Genomic DNA, 18,217 nt, shown 5'->3' on the forward strand with positions numbered 1-18,217 from the left:
TTAAATTTATGGATCTTAAATCAAACGAACCATTTTGGTTAGTTAAAAATGGTATACTTAATTCGTATCCGTCACTCCGAGAGGATAAGGAATGTGATGTACTGATCGTTGGAGCTGGAATCACAGGAAGCTTAATTGCACATCAATGTATCAAGGATGGTTACAAGACTATTTTAATAGATAAAAGGGAGATCGTGAATGGAAGTTCGTCAGCAACTACGTCCATGCTCCAATATGAAATTGACACCCCGCTTTATGAGCTGGAAGAAATGATTGGTAAAGAACCTGCTATCATGAGTTATAAGGCTTGTTCGGATTCTATAGACAAGCTAGGGAAAATTGCTAAAGAAATAAAATCAAAAGCCGGGTTCAAGAAAAAGACTTCACTTTATTATGCATCTCGAAAAAAAGATGTGACCTGGCTCGAAAAAGAATTTAATGCACGCAAAGAAGCCGGCTTTAAAGTAAAATGGCTAAAAGAAGCTGAAATTGAAAAAACATTCAAAATCCAAGATTCTCATGGCGGCATTCTTTCGGATCAAGGTGGGAGTGTTGATGCCTTCAGATTGGCTCATGAACTGATCCACTATAATTGCGAAAAAGGTCTGGAAGTTTTTGATAAAACTGAATTAGTGAAAGTTGAAGAGAAAAAAGGATTTAATCTAGTCCATTTAGATACGAAAGCCAAAATAAAAGCCAAACATATCATCTATTGTGTAGGCTATGAGAGTGCCAATATGATCAAAGAGAAGTTTGTAGATTTATTGAGCACCTATGCTATCGTATCTGAAATCAATAAAGACCTGTATGAATGTTATAATGATTATTTAATCTGGAATACGGCTGAGCCTTATTTATACATGCGTACGACAGATGATTGCAGGTTTTTGATAGGAGGGGAAGATGAAGAGTTTCGCGATCCTGAAAAAAGAGACGAACTGCTTACTGCCAAATCAAAGAAAATTAGAAAAAGATTATGAAAAAGTATTCCATAATGATCAATTTATCACTGATTTCTCATGGGCAGGTACTTTTGGTGAAACCAAGGATGGCCTTCCTTATATAGGTACTCATGCTGATTTTAAAAGATCATACTTTGTTCTTGGATTTGGTGGAAACGGCATAACTTTCTCAGTAACCGGAATGGATATGGTCTCCGATTGGTTGGCCGGAAAATCAAATCCATTAACTCCTTATTTTGCATTTGGCAGATAATGACAAAAAGTAAAAGGGTTGACATTTTTCGATTGTCAACCCTTTTGTTTAAAAAGTTATCTTAACTTTTTCTTCTTAGTTTTTTCATACTAAGGATTTTAAAATAACCTCTTTAGTATAATTAAAAACGATAGGTCTTCTGAATTATTGTATAAAGCTTAACTTTTTTTTAATAATTAGTAAACGATGAATCCACCGTGAACTAAATAAGCTAAAAAATAAAAGAGGTCAACTTTTTACGGTCGACCTCTTTCTTTAAAAAAGTTATCTTCTTTTTCTTTTCATATAACTCTCGTCATAATCAAAAATAAAATAACTCTTCTTGTATAAATAAAAACGGCTATGTATCTCCAATATTGTGTACGACTTAACTTTTTTTTAATATTTTTTTAATAATTATGATTTTAGGGTGTTCGCCTTGGTCGGTGTCCTCACCGACCACTGAATACCTTTCTAGAATAGTTACACCCTTACAGGGTTGAATGGGTTAGCATGACATTTTTCTAGAATAGTTGCACCCCTACAGGGTGGTATGGCGCCAATTGGTCATTTTCTATAATGGTTCCACATCCGCGGAAGGGTAAAGGATTAAATGCTAAAGGAATGCCTTATGTGGCAGGTGGAGACACCTGCCACGGCGGTGAAATCCCATCGGGATGACACTATTATAGGGAATTTAACAAACATGCCACATCTACGGTGTTGGTTTCTTTGGAGGATTCAATGTTATAGATATTACATGCCTACAGCATTTAAGAAGGATTTCATGCCTCTAGCATTTAACCCCGATGGGGTTTTCTAGCCGTGGCAGGTGTCCCCACCTGCCACTGAAAAAATGCCAATGGCCTTATTTTTTAACTTATTAACATTGGATTTTAGCGGTTTTAAGAACCAACATAATATTGATTTGTTCAAAAATAAAAGAGGTCAACTTTTTACAGTCGACCTCTTTCTCTAAAAAGTTATCTTCTTCTTTTTCATATAACTCTCGTTATAATCAAAAACAAAATAACTCTTCTTGTATAAATAGAAACGACCCCGTATTTGAAATATTGTATAGGTCTTAACATTTTTTTAATCTTTTTTTAATATCTAGCTTTTTTATTGATCTACTCTTGTTCGACTCTCCTTTCACTCTTGTTCCACTCTCAGTCCTCTTTCCTTCGGACCTCGTTCGGACCTTGTTCGGGTGAATTCCGAAGAAGCTCCGAACGAGGTCCGAAGGAAGTCCGAACAAGAGACGAACGAGAGTGGAAGGAGGGAGGGCGGAGAAAGGAAGGAGAGATATGAGATGTGAGATACAAAATGAGACATTAGACATTAGACATAAGACATTAGAATTGTTTTGGGAGGCATATTTCCAAAAAAATTAATAGGACAATGAATTGTAAATTAAACCGTTTTAAATTTGTTGTGTCATATATAAAACTGATGGAAAACAGAATGAAGAAAACATATTTTAAAAGGGCATTATTGCTATTTAATACTTTTAAAAATAGAAAATTAACAAATGAAGACCTTGAGATTGCTGAAGACAAAGCTCAACATCTTGAAGGCAAAACTGGGGAGTTCAATCTTTTGATTTCTATGATCAAAGATACTTTCTCCGGAAAATACAAAATGAATAAATGGAATATGTCTATTATCATTGGTACTATTGTTTATGTAATATCTCCAATTGATGCTATTCCAGATATCATTCCAGTTCTTGGATGGGTAGATGATGTTTCGATTGTGGGTTTTGCTATTTCGAAACTTGCTGATGAAGTTGATCGATATAGAAAATTCAAGAAAACTGGTGTACAACTGTAAGAATTAATTCAATAGTTAAAGTATAAGTTTAAGATTAGGCGTTGATAATGATCGGCGCCTTTTTTTATGTCCTAATTTTATTAAATTTACTGCATATCATAAACCAATTCTATTTAATGAAAGGTTTCTTATCATTTTTCTGTTTATTTCTGATATGCTCAGCCTCTTATGCTCAGGATAATCTGATGATAAAATTGGATGCAATTATAGAAAAACACTATCCCAACCAAAAAGATCCTGGAATCATGTTGCAAGTACATGATAATAATGAAAAAATTCTTTATTCTGGATCCAGCGGAATGGCCAACCTAGAAACTTCTGAGCCTAATACTTCTAAAACCAATTTTAGAATGGCCTCCGTCAGTAAACAATTTACTGCTTTTGCCATTTGGATGCTGGTAGATGAATATAAGATCGATATTTATAATACGAAGCTGATTGAGTTTTTCCCCAATTTAAAAGGTCCTATTGCAATTGTAATATTTATTATTTATTAAATCATACCTCAGGAGTTTTGGATTACGAAGGGCTTATTCCTGTGAACCAAAAGGATCAATTATCTGATCTGGATGTCTTGAAAATAATTGAACCTTTGGATAGTGTTTATTTTCAACCCGGTAGTAAATGGCGTTATAGCAATACGGGCTATTGCCTGTTAGCGTTGATTATAGAAAAGGTTTCCGGTAAAAATTATAGCAACTATGTAAATGAAAAAATTTTCAGTGTATTTGGAATGCGCAATTCTTTGGTTTATAATCCTGAAGACAAGATCAGCAATAGGGCATTTGGATATCATTTGCAAAATGATAAATTTAGATTTGCTGATCAAAGTTTGACAAGTGCTACGAAAGGAGATGGAGGAGTTTATACATCAGCGGGAAGAATATCTTTTATGGAATGCCAAATACTTCCAAGCGTTGGGGTCCAAATTTTCATTTTCCATCTTTTTCAAGAATAATTTAGCACCGATCAATCAGGATATTTCATATTCTTACGGTAAGTTTGTCGGTAAGGATAATTTAGGGAATACAGTATATTTTCATTCTGGTGAGAGTACCGGCTTTAACCAATTTTGTACTATCAATTCCAGATAGAAATATCCATATCAGTTTGTTCAGTAATCGTGATGATCAGAAAATAGTATCCTTTATAGATGACTTATTAAAGGAACTTGACATCCAGATCAAGGGATTGGAAGGTAAATCTGTATTTAATTGGTTGTCTAGAGCTTACATGAATGAGTTTTTAGTCATATTCTTTAATATCGGCGATTTTAATCTGGTTGTTTTGTAGGATTAGTTTTATGTCCCTGTGATAATCAGTTTGAAATTCACAGTCTGAAATCAATACTTTCAGGTTTATCTGCTCTGCATTTTCATCCAGTAGTTCGCAGCTTGATACTTCAATTTTTTTTCCAATCCTGACCTGAGATCAAAAAACCTGAACCTACACCAGCGGTTGCAACATCAAACTTAGATTTCCACTTTTGGTTAAGTTCGAATTCGGTAAGGCTGCTGTCCATACTTAGGCCAGTATTGATAGCATCCATTTTTAAATTCGTAATATTCTGGTGTTGTTAGGCTTGCATTTTATTGTTGCTGCCATTTTCGTTGTTGAAGAATTGTTCAACATTCTCTTTTATCCATTTGCATCCAGCAGCTTCACCAATAGGATTCTTGTCGAAATCTTGGTTTGCAATGGAGTCAACTTGTGCTGTAGAATTTTGAGCGGATTTGTTTTGGCAAGATATGGTGCCAAACAATAGGGCAATCAGGATATATCTTTTCATACCGTTAATAATTAGTAGGATAAATGTAGATATAATTCTTGAAAAAATATATTGATATTTTATTTTAAAGAAATAGCCATGCTGCTGATTTTCTTTATTTTATCTGAACCAGCAGAAGTGAACTCATAAAAATCATGGAAGGCTATATTTTCAGTTTTGAAAGACAATATTCCACTTGCTGCTGCGTGTTTTCCGTGGTTTATGATTTGTTTAATTTCTAGAGCTGTGGCTTTTGAGTCCTTAATATTTTCTAAAAACTTAATCACTCCATCGAATCCGCTGATTGTTTTATCACCAATCATTTCCCATTCTATTTCTGGGTGGAAGAATTCTTTGAGGCTTTGAATATCTGCATTAGCAAATGCGATATTCAGATCCCTAATTATTCTTCGTTTTGGAGCATTGTCGCAATCCTTTGGAGTGATTAGTTTCATTTCGTTTTATTTTTCTAAAATTTCTTTTAAATGGTTGAGTCCGGCATCAAAATCTTTGTTCATGTCAAAGAAAAGACCCATAAGGTTAAATGGATAAGGTATTTTACCATCTACTTTCCATTCTACTTTTGATATATTAGGGTTTATTTCAGTCACTTTCATAAATGATTTATTTGCAACCTCTGAACCATCGAAGAACAGATCCATATCAATTCTTCCATTTGCTGAATCAACAGCAGTAATAACCTGTTTTCCATCACCTACTTTTTTACTTTGCCAGGTGTAAGTGAATCCAGGAGTTCCATCTGTACCTTCATAATTGCGAACAATGTTGGGATCCATCCTTGACCAATTGTCATAATTACCTTGATTCTTGATAAGTTTTACATATTCAAAAACCTCAGCTTTTGACTTGTTGATTTCAATTTCACTACCTGCGTGAAAATCCTTAGGCAAGAATGCTGCAACCAATAAGGTTATTGCAACTATTCCTAATACTGTAATTAGAAAATACTTTAAAAATTTCATGATTAATAAAATTGGTTTGTAATTAAAATTATTGTTTAATCAAATTTAAAATTTTATTGATTGTATTTAGGTTTCTCCCGGTTGATTTTACCTTTAATTTTTTCTCAATAAGGTTGTTGTTCAATTTGCTATTAGCCATTCCATCAGGCAAATAGAAGTAAAACAGCTTTTCGGTAACGTGAAATTCCTCAGGTTGTAATTTTAAACTTTTAAAGTCTTCTATTAAATTTTTTTCAGGAATTCTATCCATGAATGTAACGAAGACTTTGTTGGGTGGTAATTCTTTTGAAAAGGGATTATTATCGAGGGATTGTTGAATCTCGTTTACAGTGAGAACAAATACATCTATATCATGACCAAATTCTTTATTAATTAAGCTTTTGACCTGTTTCAAAACTTGCGAAGGATCTAATTTAGATTCCAAACATATATTGCCGCTTTGGATATAAGTTTTTATTTGTTCAAAACCTACGGAACTCAACTTTTCTTTGAGGTCTGTCATTTTAATAATATTCTTTCCGGATACATTGACTGCCCGTAGAAATAAAATGTATTTGTTCATCAAAATGATAATTACGCTTGGGCTAGGTCAGCTATTATGATTTTTTTCATTTTCATAAGCTCTTGATTAGCTTCTGTCGATTTCAATAGTTTTGAAATGTCTTTCGGAACAATTTGCCAGCTAATTCCGAATTTATCTTTACACCACCCACATTGGCTTTCTGAGCCATCAGCCGTGATCTTGTTCCAATAATAATCAATTTCTTCTTGATTTTTGCAGGTAATGGTCAACGAATTTGCTTCATTGAAGTTGAAATTTTGAGGCACTCCAGAATCCATTGCTGCCAATGTAACCCCATTGGCTATAAATTGTGCGTGCATCATCTGGCCTTTCATATCACCATCGGGATATTCCAACGCTCCCTGTTCTTGAAAATCAGGGAATAGGTCCGCATAAAACTTGAGGGCATCTTTACAGTTTCCCTGTTGTTTATCACAGAACATAAATGTAGGGATAACAGCTTGGCCATTCGTATTGTCTACCTCACCATAATACAACTGCCAACAAAATCCATATTTATCAGCGATAAATCCATAATGTTCGGAAAATGGATATTTATCAAGTGGCATTAGTATTTGCCCGCCATCTAAGAGCTTGTTCCATGCATGATCCAATTGATCCTTGCTTTCGAATATTGGCATGTATGATATGGTCGCATTTGGCTGAAAAAATGGGACCTCCATTGATGCCAATAAAATCCATTCCCATGATGTTTGCCTCAACGACAATTGGACTGTCCTTCGTAATGGAACTATTTGGAAAAACATCCGTATAAAAATCGAAAGCCTCTTTGGCATTATTATCAAACCAAAGTGATGGTATTATTTTATTTGACATAATATTATGGTTTAAAGCGTTTTTAAATTGCGATAATAGGGATGATTTCTTCGATAAAGGACATGGCCAAAATATTTATATTACCTACCTTTTATTGGAATTATTAGATTACTTGATATACAGAACTTACAACAGATGAGGTAAATGTTTTGCTAGCTAATAATTTAAGTTTCATTAATTCTTCCTCTTCAGAGATGAAATGGTAGCCTTTTCCTATTGCTACTGGGCAAACCAATACATGTAACTCATCCACCAATTTGGCCTTAAATAGCGATTTTGCAAGAGTCAGACTTCGCCAAACGACTATGTTTTTTCCTGGTTTAGATTTCAACTCCCTAATAGAATCAATGATATTTTGGTTTATAATAGCAGCATTATTCCACTTGCCCCAACTTACCTCTTTAAGTGATGTTGAGACCACAAGTTTGTTGGTGCTATTTAGAGGATCTGCGACAGGTTCTTCATTTGGGTCTGCATTTGGCCAAAATTCAAGAAACATTTCGTATGTATTTTTACCTAGTAAAATGGTATCAATTGTTTTGATAAATTCAACTTGGTATAAATCGATTTCTTTTCCGACATGCATTTTGGTGCCATCAAAAAAGCTGGTGGTTTTGTCTCGATCTGCAGCAAATCCATCTGCTGATACAAATTCCTGTACGATTAGTTTTCTCATGCTGTTTGTAATGTTTAGATAATCTTAATTTTTGGATCTTGATTATCTAGATTATTAGTATGTAATAGCAGTGTATTTCCAGCAGGATCTTTGATCCATTGTATATCTGGACTCTGTTCGTCTTCATCTGCAGCGATTTGGATTTTATTGGCGTTTAAATAATCCAACGCATTTTGCATTTGATTGGTATTGAGTTCAAGGTAGATCTTAGTTTCTTTTTTCTGGGGTACTGCATCCAACCAAAGATTAATGTCTCCAAATTTTACTTTGGTTGACTTAATAATACTTGGATGATCAATTTGTTGTTCTTCGGTTTCTAAAAGCAGGATATCTCGGTAGAAGTGGAGTGTTTCCTCATAAAGTTCAATCGGTATTTTGATTGCAATGTTGTTTCCCGCTCTAAAGATTATATTATCCATTCCAAATCATTTAATTAACAGTGATAAACCCGGGAGTTTACCACTGTTCTCATTATAATCCAGTGTGAAAAACAAGGATTTTCCTTATCCCATTTTCTTGTTTCCTTCAAAGTGAATCATCCAATTGATTCCGAATTTGTCTTGGAAAGATGAATATAGTTCTGCGAAGAATGTTTCTCCCAGTTCCATTTCCATCACTCTAGCACCTTCAGACAGGGCATCATAGTATTGTTTTGCCTCTTCAGGGCTTTCGACATCAAGCATGATGTAAGTGGAGTTTCCATTAGTCAGAGCATGTCCAAATCCTTCTACGACATCAGAACCCATCAACATTGTTTCATTGTTGATTTTCACCGCAGTGTGCATCACCTTGCCCTTTGCATCTTCAGGTAGTGGTGGTTGATTTGGTTCTGCAGGAATATCATCGTAAAAGTATGTTCCTAATCTTTCAGAGTTGAATACTTTTTGATAAAAATCAAAAGCTTGGTTACAATCTCCATTGAAGTTTAAATAAGCATGTACCTTTGCCATAATCTTAAAATTTTGTGGTTTATGTTTTTGTTTAATATTATAAAAATAAGGTGGTCTAGTGACAGCTATATGTCAGTTAGATTATCTTTTTAATAACTCTTCGAGTTGGTTAAGGCCTGTTTCGAAACCTTCTAGAAATCCCATGTCGAGGAATGTTTTCATTGTTTCCTCATCCGGGTATTGGCAGCTAGCTTTCATTGTACAGATTCCCTTGTCAGAGCTGAAGGTGATTTTCCATTCAGAACTTGGTTGGTCCTCGGTTGAGTTTCCGTTTTCATCACAGAATCCATCAAGTCCTGAAAAGGAGTTTTGCGGATCAATGGATTTGTAATCAAAATAGGAGTAGTGCCTTTCGCCATTTGGTCCTTCCATATAATATAGCCATCGGCCATTTACTTTGAATTCTTGACTTTTAGTATGGCAATTCCATGGTTTCGGAGCCCACCATTGATCAAGAATCCTGCTGTCTGTGAAGGCTTCCCACACATTCGTGTGAGCGGCTTCGAATGGTCGCGTGATGATGACTTCTCTGTCGTTGATCTGATAATTAAATTTCTTTTCCATGATAGTATTAATTAATGTGATCCTTCATTTTCTAATACTAAGTTATGGTGAAATGGAAGAAATACACTTGTCATAAGACAAGAATTGAAAAATTAATTGGGGTGGTTGTGGTAGGTGGGGATAAATGCCACTGAGGAAAGTAAACTTCGCTCATTCAAAACAGCTGTGAATAGTTTACTAAATAGTTTCCCTCTCTTACGAGAGGGAATGACACGCTCGTTCGTTTAGTGAGGGGGAATTGGGCGGGGAAGTGTGCGCCGCAGAGCACACTTCCCCGCCCAATTCCCCCTTAGTCCCCAACAGGAATGCGTGTCATTCTTGAGCTTTAGCTCAAGAAACTATTTTGTCGAATTACAGGATTTTAGATTTTTCGGCAACATGGATAGCTATTTTATAACCAGCAATTTATAGTTACACCCCTACAGGGTTAAATTGCGTTGTATAATCATTTCTATAATAGTTACACCCCTACAGGGTTAAATTGCGTTGTATAATCATTTCTATAATATTTACACCCCTACAAGGTTGGATGAACGGGTAACTTCTAGAATAGTTACACCCCATAGGTGTGATTTGGTTTGAAAGATAGCTCTATTATGTGGCAGGTGGGGACACCTGCCACGGCGACCTCACCCCATCAGGCAATGTCATTAAGTTAAGGGAATTTAGCAAACATGCCACACCTACGGCGTTGGTTTTTTACGCGATTTCATTTCTATAGATATTACATGCCTACGGCATTTAAGAGATATTTCATGCCTCCGGCATTTAACCCCGATGGGGTTTTGCGGTGTATGGCCATATTTTTCCTATAATAGTTACACCCCTACAGGGTTGAATGGTAATGTAATGTCAATTCTATAATAGTGACACCCCTACAGGGTTGGATGACCGAATAACTTCTAGAATAGTTACAACCAACCATCGTCAGCATTGTTAGTGCAAGTCTTAGCGCTTTGAGTTGCAGGTTGGCCTGACTTGTGCCTTAAAAAATTATACTATTATTTCCGGGAATCTTATTTTTTGGATGACCTCATTGCTGGTAATTTCTTGATTTTGTCGTCCTTCAACATTTTTTCATATTCTTCAGACGCACTATCAATTAATCTAATTTTACCTTCTTGGTCATAATATATTCCCCATCCATAAGTTTTGGCGAGGGGAGAGGTTCGCAGGCATGCTTGACCTTTGGAATAGAATTTTGTTCTTTCTGATTCGATATCATCTTCAAGGATTTCATTTCTTTCTGCGAAGACATCGAATATTAGGTCATCGGAATTAATTTTATTAGGATGTTTTATCAGACGGTCAAATTGGAGGTTGGCTACAGTTAGTTTATCGATTTTAACTGGTGGCATTTCGCCTTTCAAAGCTTTACAGTCTTCGGCAACCGTGATCAATGTGTTGAAATAGTTTGTAGTATGTTGTTTCATAGTATTCCTTCATTAAATTATATTCTAATTTAAGAGGTCTATCTGACAAAGGTATGTCAACAGTAATATTATTTAGGATTAATTCTTTCGTATTTATTTGAAACGAACTCAATTGATTCTTTCATGATCTTATTAAGAACTTCAATATTTATATCATCTAGTTTTTTAATATAAATGCAAGCTTTTGCCATTTTATATTTTCCCAATCCTTCTAGATATTGTTTTTGGTCATCACAACCGGTTGTGACATACAAAGAAATGGCCGCCTTGCGGGGTGAGAACCCTAGCAGGGGCGCATCACCCTCGTGTCCACTTGCATACTTATAATGATACTGACCAAAACCTATAATTGTAGGACCAAACATCTTGGCTTTTTCGCCAGTTGCTTTTTCCATCAATTCTATTAATTCAAAGGAATCTTTTTTCTTTTGTTCATTGTCCAGGTTGTTGATGAATTCTTCAACATCCACTGCGGTGAATTGGGTTTTTAGCTTGGCCATAATTATTTTTCGCAGATTTCTTTTAATAGACGTAAAGCTTCGGGCCAAGATTCATCAAACATATTTGCATCTTCATCAGCGGAAACCTCCACAGAGCAGATCAATTCTGTTTCTCCATCTATTTTTTTAAACCGGTATACTTCGAGGGCGTTTTTCCAATTATCTATCATTTCACCTTCATACAGCTCACCAATATGATTAAACATTCCAATATGCCTGATAATAACTATTTCTGCTGGAATATTTTTGTCAACCATAGAAATCATACCTGCTTCAAGACCATCTTGGTCGGTTGAGGTAAAGAACATTTTTGAACCTTCTTCCCAATTTCCTTTGATACCAGAAGTAGGGCTAAATGGTTTAGTCCATTCTCTATATGTATCATGACCTAACATTAAGTCATAAACTTTTCGTGGATCAGCTTCGATTGTTGTTGTAAAATATATTGTTTTCATGTTATTGAAATTTTCCGAATCCAAATACTGCTCCTGCAGGATCTTGGACAATGACATAATTTAGAGTTCCGTCTGGTTTTTTGCTTTCATGGATTAATTTTCCACCTTTTTCCATTGCTGTTTTCAAAGTGGCATCTACATCTTCTACACATACATACATAATCCATTGTGGCGGTATGTCAGCATTTACGCCACGTTGATTGCAAATTCCACCAGCGGGTTCTTTCTCATCGATCAGCATGGCATAATCATTATATAATTCTTCACCATCCTTCATTGCTACAGGAAATTCTTTCCAGCCTAGCACATCTTTATAGAACTCTTTTAGGGAATCTGCTTGATTAGTCGTGAGGTCAGCCCAAACGATCTGTCCAACTTTATATTTTTTTTCAGACATAATTTTAAGCTTTGCTCTCTACATGTTTTTTGAAATTGTCTAATATAGATTGCCATCCTTCCCGTTGCATTTCTTCCGGATTAGTTTCTTCAGCGTCAAAATCAATCAGAACCTTTGTCTTTCCATTTTCGTCTTGAAATTTCATGTCAGTTGTTCTGTTATCGCCAAGGACATAAGAAATACTGTTTTTTGGAGTTACCTCTGTATAAGTTCCTTCGAAATCAAATTCAAAACTACCATCTTTAGCTGCCATTTTGTTGTTGAACTTTCCACCCACACGCAAATCATTCTGTGAAGAGGGGCAGTGCAAGTCATCTGATGCGTGGTTCCATTGTTTAATATCTTCGGGATTATTATAGGTATCCCAAACAAGGTCCAAAGGTGCATTGATCAGGGATTCGATGTGGATTCTTTTCTTTTCCATTTTATAGTTTATTAGTGTTATTCGAAAATAGGATTATAATTTTTAATCTTTCTTGCCATATGGCAAGAAAAACTTGTACAAAAATGAAATTAAGATTTTTTTAGCCCTAAATTAGATTTTAGTTTGTTTATTAGAAATATAAAAAAAAGATATTATGAATGATTTTTTAACAGCCAGGGCATCCATAGAGATTTTAAAACCTATTGAGGAGGTTTTTGAGGCAATCATAGATCCAGATAAAATGAGTAATTATTTTATTGAGAAATCTTCAGGTAGGCTTGAAGAAGGGGTAACAGTGGAGTGGAAATTTCCGGAATTTGATGATATATTTCCAGTCAAGGGAATTGATATTCGCCCTTATGAATATATTTCCTTTGATTGGAGTGGTGGTGCAGAAGGCATGAAAGTGGAGGTTTTCTTGGAAGCCTATAAAGATATATTTACAGTGGTCCGTATTAAAGAGAGCTTTATGCCTATGAATGATGAAGGAATTCAACAAGCTATTGGTCAGACTGAAGGGTGGTCAAACTTCTTGGCGTGCCTAAAAGCAAGTTTGGAATATGGTATTAACCTACGAAAAGGTGCTTTTGATTTTATGAGACCCCAAAATTAATGTATGAGCGATTTCACTAATATTGCTGAATATATAGAAGAGTTTGAAGGTAAACAAAAGGAATACCTTCGTGATGTATATTCTATTATCAAGCAGGCGGCACCACAAGATTCTAAGGAGACTATCAATTATAAGATGCCTACTTTTCGTTATAATGGCAACTTGATTCACTTTGCTATGTTCAAGAACCATTTGGGTTTATATCCCGGTACTGCAGCAATCAACCATTTTGAACCTGAATTGAAGTCATTCAAAACTTCAAAAGGGGCTGTTCAATTTCCGTTGGATTCACCACTTCCTGAAAAGTTAATCTCTGATATCGTAAGGTTTAATGCAGAGCTCTTGAAGGAAAAGAAATATCCGAGTTGGGAACATAAAAACTCAAAATGGGATGAGTGTCAAGAATTCATGAGTGATTTGATGTCTAGGACTAAAACTCCATTAAAAAAAGAGATCAAATGGGGCACTGATGTTTACACTTTCAATGGTAAAAATATAATCGGATGGGGAGGGTTTAAAGAGTTCTTTTCATTATGGTTTTATAATGGTGTATTTCTGGAGGATAAATTAAATGTTTTAGTAACAGCATCGGAAGGAAAAACCAAATCATTGCGGCAGTGGAGGTTTACCGATGTGAGGGATATGAAAGAAAAGGATATCCTAGCCTATATTGAGGAATCTGTACAAACGGTTAGAGATGGAAAAGAAATTAAACCAACAAAAACTCCAGCAAAAGAGGTAAGTGGGATACTTAAAGAGTATTTGGACAAGGATAAAAAAATTTCATGAATCTTATTACCAACTTACTCCCGGAAAGCAGAAGGAATATGCGGAATATATTGAGGAAGCAAAGCAGGAAAAAACAAAAATTTCAAGGGTTGAAAAAATAATTTCTTTGGTCCTTGCAGGGAAAGGATTGCATGACAAATACAAAAAGTAAGTCTATCATAATGATAGGCTTTTTTTGTTTTAATACAACAAATCTTTATAAAGTCTGTTCTTAATATAGATTATAATCACTGACATATTAAAATTATATCACCTAAACGATGGATAGAAGGAATTTTATTACGCAAAGTATATTATTAGGAGGAGGTTTGGCTGTTGGAAACAGCAAATTACCGACTGATTTGATTGGAAATACAAAAACTATGAGTAAAACAACACAAACGAATAAATTTCGTCCAAAAACCATGAGTGGATTTGGAGGAGTAGCCATTGGAAACGGATTTAATGTAGATCATGGGGATATTGCTGCACATGAAGCATTGGACCAAGCATGGAATTCTGGGGTTAGATATTTTGATACTTCGCCTTGGTATGGCCTTGGCATCAGTGAGCGTAGAATGGGTCTGTATTTAAAAGATAAGTTGAAGGATGAGTATACCATTTCCACAAAAATTGGGAGATTATTGGTTCCTCATGATAATTATAAGCAGAAAGGATTGATGTGGGGCGGACAGATGAATGCTTCATATACCTATGATTATTCTGCTGAAGGAGCTAGGAAATCAGTAGAGGATAGTTTGCAACGCTTGGGCATTGGTTCATTGGATATTGTTTTTGTCCATGACCTTTCACCCGATAATGGTGATATGGGAAAGGATTGGTTACAATATTTTGAGACTGCGAAAAACGGAGCATTCAAGGAGTTGACCAAAATGAGGGAAGAAGGATTGATCAAAGGTTGGGGATTGGGAGTTAATACGATAGAGCCGATCTTAAAGACCATTGAGGTTGCAGATCCCGATATTTTTCTCTCGGCATGCCAATATTCATTGATCAAATATGAAGACGATTTAAAGCAAGTATTTCCTAAAATAGCCGAAAAAGGGATGTCTATTGTTGTGGGAGCGCCATTGTGTGCAGGATTTTTAGCGGGTCGTCCTAGATATTTATATGGGAAAGATATCCCGGCATTTGCGGCTGAGAAATTAGAAAAGTTAGAAAGAGTTGCAGCGAATCATCAGGTTGATTTGCGGACTGCGGCCCTTCAATTCTCTGCGGCACCTGATGTAGTATCAGCAGTTATTCCTGGTGCGAGTTCAGGAGAACAGGCTAAAGAAAATGCGGCATCATTTGATGCGAAGGTGCCGAAAGGATTTTGGGATGAACTGAAAAGTGAAAAATTGATCATTGAGGCAGCTCCCGTTCCAAATGCTTAAATTGCGGTATGGAATATAAAGATAAAATCGGGTTTATAGGTCTTGGAAACATGGGTAAACCAATGGCCAAGAATTTGGAACAAGCAGGGGTACCTTTGTATGTTTATAACAGGACTCCTGAAAAGATGAATGATTTCTCTGTAAAGAGTATCCCTTGTAATGATATTTATTCACTTGTAAAGGAGTGCGATATTATTTTCACGATGTTGACCAATGATGATGCTGTACATGCTGTTTATGAAACCATTCTGTCCATGGACATTGCTGGTAAATTGTTTGTGGATATGAGTACCATTTCACAAGATGCCTCCAAAGCCATTTCAGAAACCACTAAATTGAAAGGAGCAAGTTTTATCGATGCGCCTGTTGCCGGAAGTACGCAGCCGGCAAAGGATGGGACCTTAATATTTATGGTCGGCGGTGATGAAGCGGATGAGAAGAAAGTTTTGCCTTATTTGGAAATCATGGGCAAGGAGGTAAAATATATGGGTGCAAATGGTCAGGGGTGTCAATGCGAAATTATGTATTAATTATTATTTGTCGATCCTCTATCAAGGCATGGCCGAGACGGTTTTGTTTGCTGAAAAGATGGGGATTTCTCGTGAAAACATGATGAGCATAATAAATGAAAGTGCAAGTGGAAGTGGAGCTTCCAAAGTAAAGACATCTATGATCATCAAGGATGAATATCCGGCTGCATTTTCAATCGATTTGATGTTGAAAGATGTGAAACTAGCTGTTGAGGCAGGTGCGAAATACCCATTGACAGATAGTGTTTTAAAAACTTATCAGGGAGCTAAAGATGCAGGTTTTGCTACTTATGACGTAATGAGTGTTATTCCATTTATGGAAGATAAAAAACCTAATTAATACAACATGAGAAAGATTTATTATATCCTTATTATCTTATTAAGTTGTTCCACCATTTATGCTCAAGATGGCCGATCTGTTTTAGATATTAATCTTTCTAATTATACCTATCCTTATCCTGTAGATTCGATTGATCTTACGCCCAATCAGCAACAAGATCTGAAGATGTTTTACATGGATGTAAAGCCGAGCAGTAATTCCAATGGCAAAACCATAGTATTATTGCATGGGAAAAATTTTAATGGTGCATACTGGAAGACAACCATTGAGGCATTAACAAAAAATGGTTACCGAGTAGTGGTTCCGGATCAAATCGGTTTCGGAAAGTCTTCAAAACCTGATTCTTATCAGTATAGTTTTCAGCAATTGGCATACAATACTGATCAGGTCATCAAGCATTTGGGCATAGATAAATTTTCACTATTAGGTCATTCCATGGGTGGTATGTTGGCAACTAGGTATACGCTTATGTATCCGGAGAAGGTGGAGAAATTGATCCTTGAAAACCCTATTGGTTTAGAGGATTGGAAGTTATATGCTCCATACATTACAATAGATGAAAGCTATCAGACTGAATTAAAGGCTAATTACGAAAGTACAAAAGCTTATCAATTGAAATTCTATTACGATAATAAGTGGAAGCCAGAATACGATGAATGGGTTTATTTATTAACGGGCTGGGTGAAAGACTCTAATTATAAAAAGGTAGCCTGGAACAATGCTTTGACTACCGACATGGTTTTCACACAACCTGTAGTTTATGAGTTCCAAGATTTGGATTTACCTACCTTATTAATCATTGGGACTCGAGATAGAACTGCTATCGGAAAAGACAGGGTCAAGGATCCTGAGATTCAAAATAAGATGGGTCAATATCAAATTTTGGGTAAAGAGACTCAAAAGAAAATAAAAGGCTCTGAATTGGTAGAGTTGGATAATGTAGGTCATCTTCCTCATATCGAGGTGTTCGAAAGGTTTATACAACCCTTATTGAAGTTTTTGGCCAAATAAATTAAACTTAAAAATATCTAAACATGAAAACACAGGCTATTCTAGTTTTAATGAGCATCCTATTGGGAAATATGGTTATTGCTCAGGAATTGAAAGAGGTGAACTATAAAGATGGTAACCAAGAATTGAAGGGGATGGTTACCAATAATTCAGGTCAAAATTTACCTGGCGTATTGATACTTCCAGCTTGGAAAGGAATCGATCAAGAGGCAAAAGATGCCGCGATTGCTTTGGAGAAGCAAGGTTATATCGCATTTATAGCTGACATATATGGTGTTGGCAACACACCAACTGACAATGCTGGATCTTCAAAATTATCTTCTCAATACAAGAAGGATTATAAATCTTACCAAGGAAGAATCCAAGCTGCTTTAGATGAACTGAAAAAATCAGGTGCTACCAAGATAGCGGTTATTGGTTATTGTTTTGGAGGAACTGGTGCCTTGGAAGCTGCAAGGGGAGGTTTGCCTGTTGAAGGTGTTGTATGTATTCATGGAGGTTTGGCAAAGGCTGCCGATCGTCCTAATGTTGAAATCAAGAGTAAAGTATTGGTAGAACATCCTGCTGATGACGCTTCGGTAAAGCCAGAAGATTATGATGGACTGGTTAAAGAATTGAACGAGGGAAAGGCAGATTGGCAGATCATCACCTATGCAAATTCTAAGCATACTTTTACAAATCCTGAGTCAGCAGATTACAATCCAGTAATGGCGAAACGCGCATGGAACCATACGCTTATGTTTTTAGATGAAATACTAAAATAAGGTAAGTTGACTCAGCTTACAGTAAAGCTACCATACGGTGGCTTTTTTTTGTGAATTTGAATAGTGCCTAAAAGTTCTTTTCCTAGATTTTCGAAATATGGATAGATAAAATATTGAGGTTATCAACAAAGCTAAAAACATAATCCATTCGCTTGTCAACGTATAATTATAATAAGAATATAACGCTGTTAAAATAAAGGATTTCATAAAGAAAAGGG

At 35.8% G+C, this 18,217-nt stretch carries 30 protein-coding genes; 14 read left to right on the top strand and 16 right to left on the bottom strand.

The features are described from left to right. Positions 1 to 8: 8 nt before the first annotated feature. The 6 genes from FGL31_RS10720 to FGL31_RS10740 all read left to right on the top strand — a co-directional run bounded on the left by FGL31_RS10720 (position 9) and on the right by FGL31_RS10740 (position 4,320). Positions 9 to 980, top strand: a complete 972-nt coding sequence (locus FGL31_RS10720; RefSeq protein WP_197734197.1) for an NAD(P)/FAD-dependent oxidoreductase — start codon at positions 9 to 11, stop codon at positions 978 to 980. Continuing rightward, complete coding sequence (locus FGL31_RS23465; protein WP_197734198.1) at positions 904 to 1,215, top strand: FAD-dependent oxidoreductase; 312 nt, start codon at positions 904 to 906, stop codon at positions 1,213 to 1,215. Before FGL31_RS10720 ends, FGL31_RS23465 begins: the two co-directional genes overlap by 77 nt. 1,443 nt (positions 1,216 to 2,658) lie before the next feature. Beyond that, positions 2,659 to 3,027 carry a YkvA family protein gene (locus tag FGL31_RS10725; RefSeq protein ID WP_171017626.1) on the top strand — a complete coding sequence of 123 codons (369 nt, stop codon included), beginning with the start codon at positions 2,659 to 2,661 and terminating at the stop codon, positions 3,025 to 3,027. Between the two features lie 116 nt (positions 3,028 to 3,143). Further along, positions 3,144 to 3,524, top strand: coding sequence for a serine hydrolase (locus tag FGL31_RS27865; RefSeq protein WP_171017627.1), 381 nt, complete (start codon positions 3,144 to 3,146; stop codon positions 3,522 to 3,524). A 17-nt stretch (positions 3,525 to 3,541) separates the two neighbouring features. Beyond that, positions 3,542 to 3,985, top strand: a complete 444-nt coding sequence (locus FGL31_RS27870; RefSeq protein WP_171017628.1) for a serine hydrolase domain-containing protein — start codon at positions 3,542 to 3,544, stop codon at positions 3,983 to 3,985. Positions 3,986 to 4,074: 89 nt separating this feature from the next. Then, positions 4,075 to 4,320, top strand: a complete 246-nt coding sequence (locus tag FGL31_RS10740) for a hypothetical protein (protein ID WP_138091343.1) — start codon at positions 4,075 to 4,077, stop codon at positions 4,318 to 4,320. A gap of 109 nt (positions 4,321 to 4,429) precedes the next feature. On the opposite strand, the gene FGL31_RS22650 is transcribed toward FGL31_RS10740, so the two are convergent. From FGL31_RS22650 to FGL31_RS10810, 16 genes are all read right to left on the bottom strand, one after another. Next, entirely contained in the window at positions 4,430 to 4,576 is a 147-nt protein-coding gene (locus FGL31_RS22650; RefSeq protein ID WP_171017629.1) for a hypothetical protein, read from the bottom strand. A 27-nt stretch (positions 4,577 to 4,603) separates the two neighbouring features. Further along, positions 4,604 to 4,816: a hypothetical protein gene (locus FGL31_RS10745; RefSeq protein WP_138091345.1), complete on the bottom strand. Its 213-nt coding sequence runs from the start codon at positions 4,814 to 4,816 to the stop codon at positions 4,604 to 4,606. A 59-nt stretch (positions 4,817 to 4,875) separates the two neighbouring features. Continuing rightward, positions 4,876 to 5,250 carry a nuclear transport factor 2 family protein gene (locus FGL31_RS10750; RefSeq protein ID WP_138091347.1) on the bottom strand — a complete coding sequence of 125 codons (375 nt, stop codon included), beginning with the start codon at positions 5,248 to 5,250 and terminating at the stop codon, positions 4,876 to 4,878. Between the two features lie 6 nt (positions 5,251 to 5,256). Then, the gene (locus FGL31_RS10755; protein ID WP_138091349.1) at positions 5,257 to 5,778 is read right to left on the bottom strand and encodes an SRPBCC family protein; all 522 of its coding nucleotides are present in this window, start codon (positions 5,776 to 5,778) and stop codon (positions 5,257 to 5,259) included. Between the two features lie 28 nt (positions 5,779 to 5,806). After that, positions 5,807 to 6,340, bottom strand: coding sequence for a DUF1697 domain-containing protein (locus FGL31_RS10760; protein ID WP_138091351.1), 534 nt, complete (start codon positions 6,338 to 6,340; stop codon positions 5,807 to 5,809). Between the two features lie 11 nt (positions 6,341 to 6,351). Next, positions 6,352 to 6,981: a VOC family protein gene (locus tag FGL31_RS10765; RefSeq protein ID WP_171017630.1), complete on the bottom strand. Its 630-nt coding sequence runs from the start codon at positions 6,979 to 6,981 to the stop codon at positions 6,352 to 6,354. Beyond that, positions 6,899 to 7,177: a VOC family protein gene (locus FGL31_RS22655; protein ID WP_171017631.1), complete on the bottom strand. Its 279-nt coding sequence runs from the start codon at positions 7,175 to 7,177 to the stop codon at positions 6,899 to 6,901. Before FGL31_RS22655 ends, FGL31_RS10765 begins: the two co-directional genes overlap by 83 nt. A 103-nt stretch (positions 7,178 to 7,280) precedes the next feature. Continuing rightward, positions 7,281 to 7,853 (bottom strand): dihydrofolate reductase family protein, encoded by a 573-nt coding sequence (locus tag FGL31_RS10770; RefSeq protein ID WP_138091355.1) that lies wholly within the window; start codon positions 7,851 to 7,853, stop codon positions 7,281 to 7,283. 14 nt (positions 7,854 to 7,867) lie between these two features. Beyond that, positions 7,868 to 8,272, bottom strand: coding sequence for a hypothetical protein (locus FGL31_RS10775; RefSeq protein ID WP_138091357.1), 405 nt, complete (start codon positions 8,270 to 8,272; stop codon positions 7,868 to 7,870). A gap of 84 nt (positions 8,273 to 8,356) precedes the next feature. Then, the gene (locus tag FGL31_RS10780) at positions 8,357 to 8,803 is read right to left on the bottom strand and encodes a VOC family protein (protein ID WP_138091359.1); all 447 of its coding nucleotides are present in this window, start codon (positions 8,801 to 8,803) and stop codon (positions 8,357 to 8,359) included. Positions 8,804 to 8,884: 81 nt separating this feature from the next. After that, positions 8,885 to 9,367 carry an SRPBCC family protein gene (locus FGL31_RS10785; protein ID WP_138091361.1) on the bottom strand — a complete coding sequence of 161 codons (483 nt, stop codon included), beginning with the start codon at positions 9,365 to 9,367 and terminating at the stop codon, positions 8,885 to 8,887. 1,016 nt (positions 9,368 to 10,383) lie between these two features. Beyond that, positions 10,384 to 10,800 carry a DUF6157 family protein gene (locus FGL31_RS10790; protein ID WP_138091363.1) on the bottom strand — a complete coding sequence of 139 codons (417 nt, stop codon included), beginning with the start codon at positions 10,798 to 10,800 and terminating at the stop codon, positions 10,384 to 10,386. A gap of 68 nt (positions 10,801 to 10,868) precedes the next feature. After that, positions 10,869 to 11,300 (bottom strand): DUF1801 domain-containing protein, encoded by a 432-nt coding sequence (locus FGL31_RS10795; RefSeq protein WP_099372224.1) that lies wholly within the window; start codon positions 11,298 to 11,300, stop codon positions 10,869 to 10,871. A gap of 2 nt (positions 11,301 to 11,302) precedes the next feature. After that, positions 11,303 to 11,755 (bottom strand): SRPBCC family protein, encoded by a 453-nt coding sequence (locus FGL31_RS10800; protein WP_138091365.1) that lies wholly within the window; start codon positions 11,753 to 11,755, stop codon positions 11,303 to 11,305. Between the two features lies 1 nt (position 11,756). After that, on the bottom strand, positions 11,757 to 12,152 hold the full coding sequence (locus FGL31_RS10805) for a VOC family protein (protein WP_138091367.1): 396 nt from the start codon (positions 12,150 to 12,152) through the stop codon (positions 11,757 to 11,759). A 4-nt stretch (positions 12,153 to 12,156) separates the two neighbouring features. Further along, positions 12,157 to 12,576, bottom strand: a complete 420-nt coding sequence (locus tag FGL31_RS10810) for an SRPBCC family protein (RefSeq protein WP_138091369.1) — start codon at positions 12,574 to 12,576, stop codon at positions 12,157 to 12,159. Positions 12,577 to 12,730: 154 nt separating this feature from the next. Here FGL31_RS10810 and FGL31_RS10815 point away from each other — a divergent pair, with 154 nt between their 5' ends. The 8 genes from FGL31_RS10815 (at position 12,731) to FGL31_RS10845 (ending at position 17,999) form a co-directional block, all read left to right on the top strand. After that, a complete protein-coding gene (locus tag FGL31_RS10815; RefSeq protein ID WP_138091371.1) occupies positions 12,731 to 13,189 on the top strand; it encodes an SRPBCC domain-containing protein in 459 nt (152 codons plus the stop codon). Positions 13,190 to 13,192: 3 nt separating this feature from the next. Then, positions 13,193 to 13,978 carry a DUF1801 domain-containing protein gene (locus FGL31_RS10820; protein WP_138091373.1) on the top strand — a complete coding sequence of 262 codons (786 nt, stop codon included), beginning with the start codon at positions 13,193 to 13,195 and terminating at the stop codon, positions 13,976 to 13,978. Further along, the gene (locus FGL31_RS29875) at positions 13,932 to 14,129 is read left to right on the top strand and encodes a YdeI/OmpD-associated family protein (RefSeq protein WP_138091375.1); all 198 of its coding nucleotides are present in this window, start codon (positions 13,932 to 13,934) and stop codon (positions 14,127 to 14,129) included. The genes FGL31_RS10820 and FGL31_RS29875 overlap by 47 nt, the downstream gene beginning before the upstream one ends. A 109-nt stretch (positions 14,130 to 14,238) precedes the next feature. Beyond that, on the top strand, positions 14,239 to 15,354 hold the full coding sequence (locus tag FGL31_RS10830) for an aldo/keto reductase (protein WP_138091377.1): 1,116 nt from the start codon (positions 14,239 to 14,241) through the stop codon (positions 15,352 to 15,354). An 8-nt stretch (positions 15,355 to 15,362) separates the two neighbouring features. Further along, positions 15,363 to 15,884: an NAD(P)-dependent oxidoreductase gene (locus FGL31_RS23470; protein WP_197734199.1), complete on the top strand. Its 522-nt coding sequence runs from the start codon at positions 15,363 to 15,365 to the stop codon at positions 15,882 to 15,884. Positions 15,885 to 15,912: 28 nt separating this feature from the next. Continuing rightward, on the top strand, positions 15,913 to 16,224 hold the full coding sequence (locus FGL31_RS23475) for an NAD-binding protein (protein ID WP_232046624.1): 312 nt from the start codon (positions 15,913 to 15,915) through the stop codon (positions 16,222 to 16,224). A 6-nt stretch (positions 16,225 to 16,230) separates the two neighbouring features. Continuing rightward, positions 16,231 to 17,235, top strand: a complete 1,005-nt coding sequence (locus FGL31_RS10840; RefSeq protein WP_138091379.1) for an alpha/beta fold hydrolase — start codon at positions 16,231 to 16,233, stop codon at positions 17,233 to 17,235. A gap of 23 nt (positions 17,236 to 17,258) precedes the next feature. Next, complete coding sequence (locus tag FGL31_RS10845) at positions 17,259 to 17,999, top strand: dienelactone hydrolase family protein (RefSeq protein WP_138091381.1); 741 nt, start codon at positions 17,259 to 17,261, stop codon at positions 17,997 to 17,999. The last annotated feature ends 218 nt before the right edge of the window (positions 18,000 to 18,217 follow it).

Source organism: Sphingobacterium daejeonense (genome assembly GCF_901472535.1).
Taxonomy (GTDB): Bacteria; Bacteroidota; Bacteroidia; order Sphingobacteriales; family Sphingobacteriaceae; genus Sphingobacterium; species Sphingobacterium daejeonense.

Coding starts and splice junctions, on each gene's coding strand:
- FGL31_RS10720 (WP_197734197.1), top strand. CDS start 9: ATGGATCTTAAATCAAACGAACCATTTTGGTTAGTTAAAAATGGTATA.
- FGL31_RS23465 (WP_197734198.1), top strand. CDS start 904: ATGAAGAGTTTCGCGATCCTGAAAAAAGAGACGAACTGCTTACTGCCA.
- FGL31_RS10725 (WP_171017626.1), top strand. CDS start 2,659: ATGAAGAAAACATATTTTAAAAGGGCATTATTGCTATTTAATACTTTT.
- FGL31_RS27865 (WP_171017627.1), top strand. CDS start 3,144: ATGAAAGGTTTCTTATCATTTTTCTGTTTATTTCTGATATGCTCAGCC.
- FGL31_RS22650 (WP_171017629.1), bottom strand. CDS start 4,576: ATGGATGCTATCAATACTGGCCTAAGTATGGACAGCAGCCTTACCGAA.
- FGL31_RS10745 (WP_138091345.1), bottom strand. CDS start 4,816: ATGAAAAGATATATCCTGATTGCCCTATTGTTTGGCACCATATCTTGC.
- FGL31_RS10750 (WP_138091347.1), bottom strand. CDS start 5,250: ATGAAACTAATCACTCCAAAGGATTGCGACAATGCTCCAAAACGAAGA.
- FGL31_RS10755 (WP_138091349.1), bottom strand. CDS start 5,778: ATGAAATTTTTAAAGTATTTTCTAATTACAGTATTAGGAATAGTTGCA.
- FGL31_RS10760 (WP_138091351.1), bottom strand. CDS start 6,340: ATGAACAAATACATTTTATTTCTACGGGCAGTCAATGTATCCGGAAAG.
- FGL31_RS10765 (WP_171017630.1), bottom strand. CDS start 6,981: ATGCCAATATTCGAAAGCAAGGATCAATTGGATCATGCATGGAACAAG.
- FGL31_RS22655 (WP_171017631.1), bottom strand. CDS start 7,177: ATGTCAAATAAAATAATACCATCACTTTGGTTTGATAATAATGCCAAA.
- FGL31_RS10770 (WP_138091355.1), bottom strand. CDS start 7,853: ATGAGAAAACTAATCGTACAGGAATTTGTATCAGCAGATGGATTTGCT.
- FGL31_RS10775 (WP_138091357.1), bottom strand. CDS start 8,272: ATGGATAATATAATCTTTAGAGCGGGAAACAACATTGCAATCAAAATA.
- FGL31_RS10780 (WP_138091359.1), bottom strand. CDS start 8,803: ATGGCAAAGGTACATGCTTATTTAAACTTCAATGGAGATTGTAACCAA.
- FGL31_RS10785 (WP_138091361.1), bottom strand. CDS start 9,367: ATGGAAAAGAAATTTAATTATCAGATCAACGACAGAGAAGTCATCATC.
- FGL31_RS10790 (WP_138091363.1), bottom strand. CDS start 10,800: ATGAAACAACATACTACAAACTATTTCAACACATTGATCACGGTTGCC.
- FGL31_RS10795 (WP_099372224.1), bottom strand. CDS start 11,300: ATGGCCAAGCTAAAAACCCAATTCACCGCAGTGGATGTTGAAGAATTC.
- FGL31_RS10800 (WP_138091365.1), bottom strand. CDS start 11,755: ATGAAAACAATATATTTTACAACAACAATCGAAGCTGATCCACGAAAA.
- FGL31_RS10805 (WP_138091367.1), bottom strand. CDS start 12,152: ATGTCTGAAAAAAAATATAAAGTTGGACAGATCGTTTGGGCTGACCTC.
- FGL31_RS10810 (WP_138091369.1), bottom strand. CDS start 12,576: ATGGAAAAGAAAAGAATCCACATCGAATCCCTGATCAATGCACCTTTG.
- FGL31_RS10815 (WP_138091371.1), top strand. CDS start 12,731: ATGAATGATTTTTTAACAGCCAGGGCATCCATAGAGATTTTAAAACCT.
- FGL31_RS10820 (WP_138091373.1), top strand. CDS start 13,193: ATGAGCGATTTCACTAATATTGCTGAATATATAGAAGAGTTTGAAGGT.
- FGL31_RS10830 (WP_138091377.1), top strand. CDS start 14,239: ATGGATAGAAGGAATTTTATTACGCAAAGTATATTATTAGGAGGAGGT.
- FGL31_RS23470 (WP_197734199.1), top strand. CDS start 15,363: ATGGAATATAAAGATAAAATCGGGTTTATAGGTCTTGGAAACATGGGT.
- FGL31_RS23475 (WP_232046624.1), top strand. CDS start 15,913: ATGGCCGAGACGGTTTTGTTTGCTGAAAAGATGGGGATTTCTCGTGAA.
- FGL31_RS10840 (WP_138091379.1), top strand. CDS start 16,231: ATGAGAAAGATTTATTATATCCTTATTATCTTATTAAGTTGTTCCACC.
- FGL31_RS10845 (WP_138091381.1), top strand. CDS start 17,259: ATGAAAACACAGGCTATTCTAGTTTTAATGAGCATCCTATTGGGAAAT.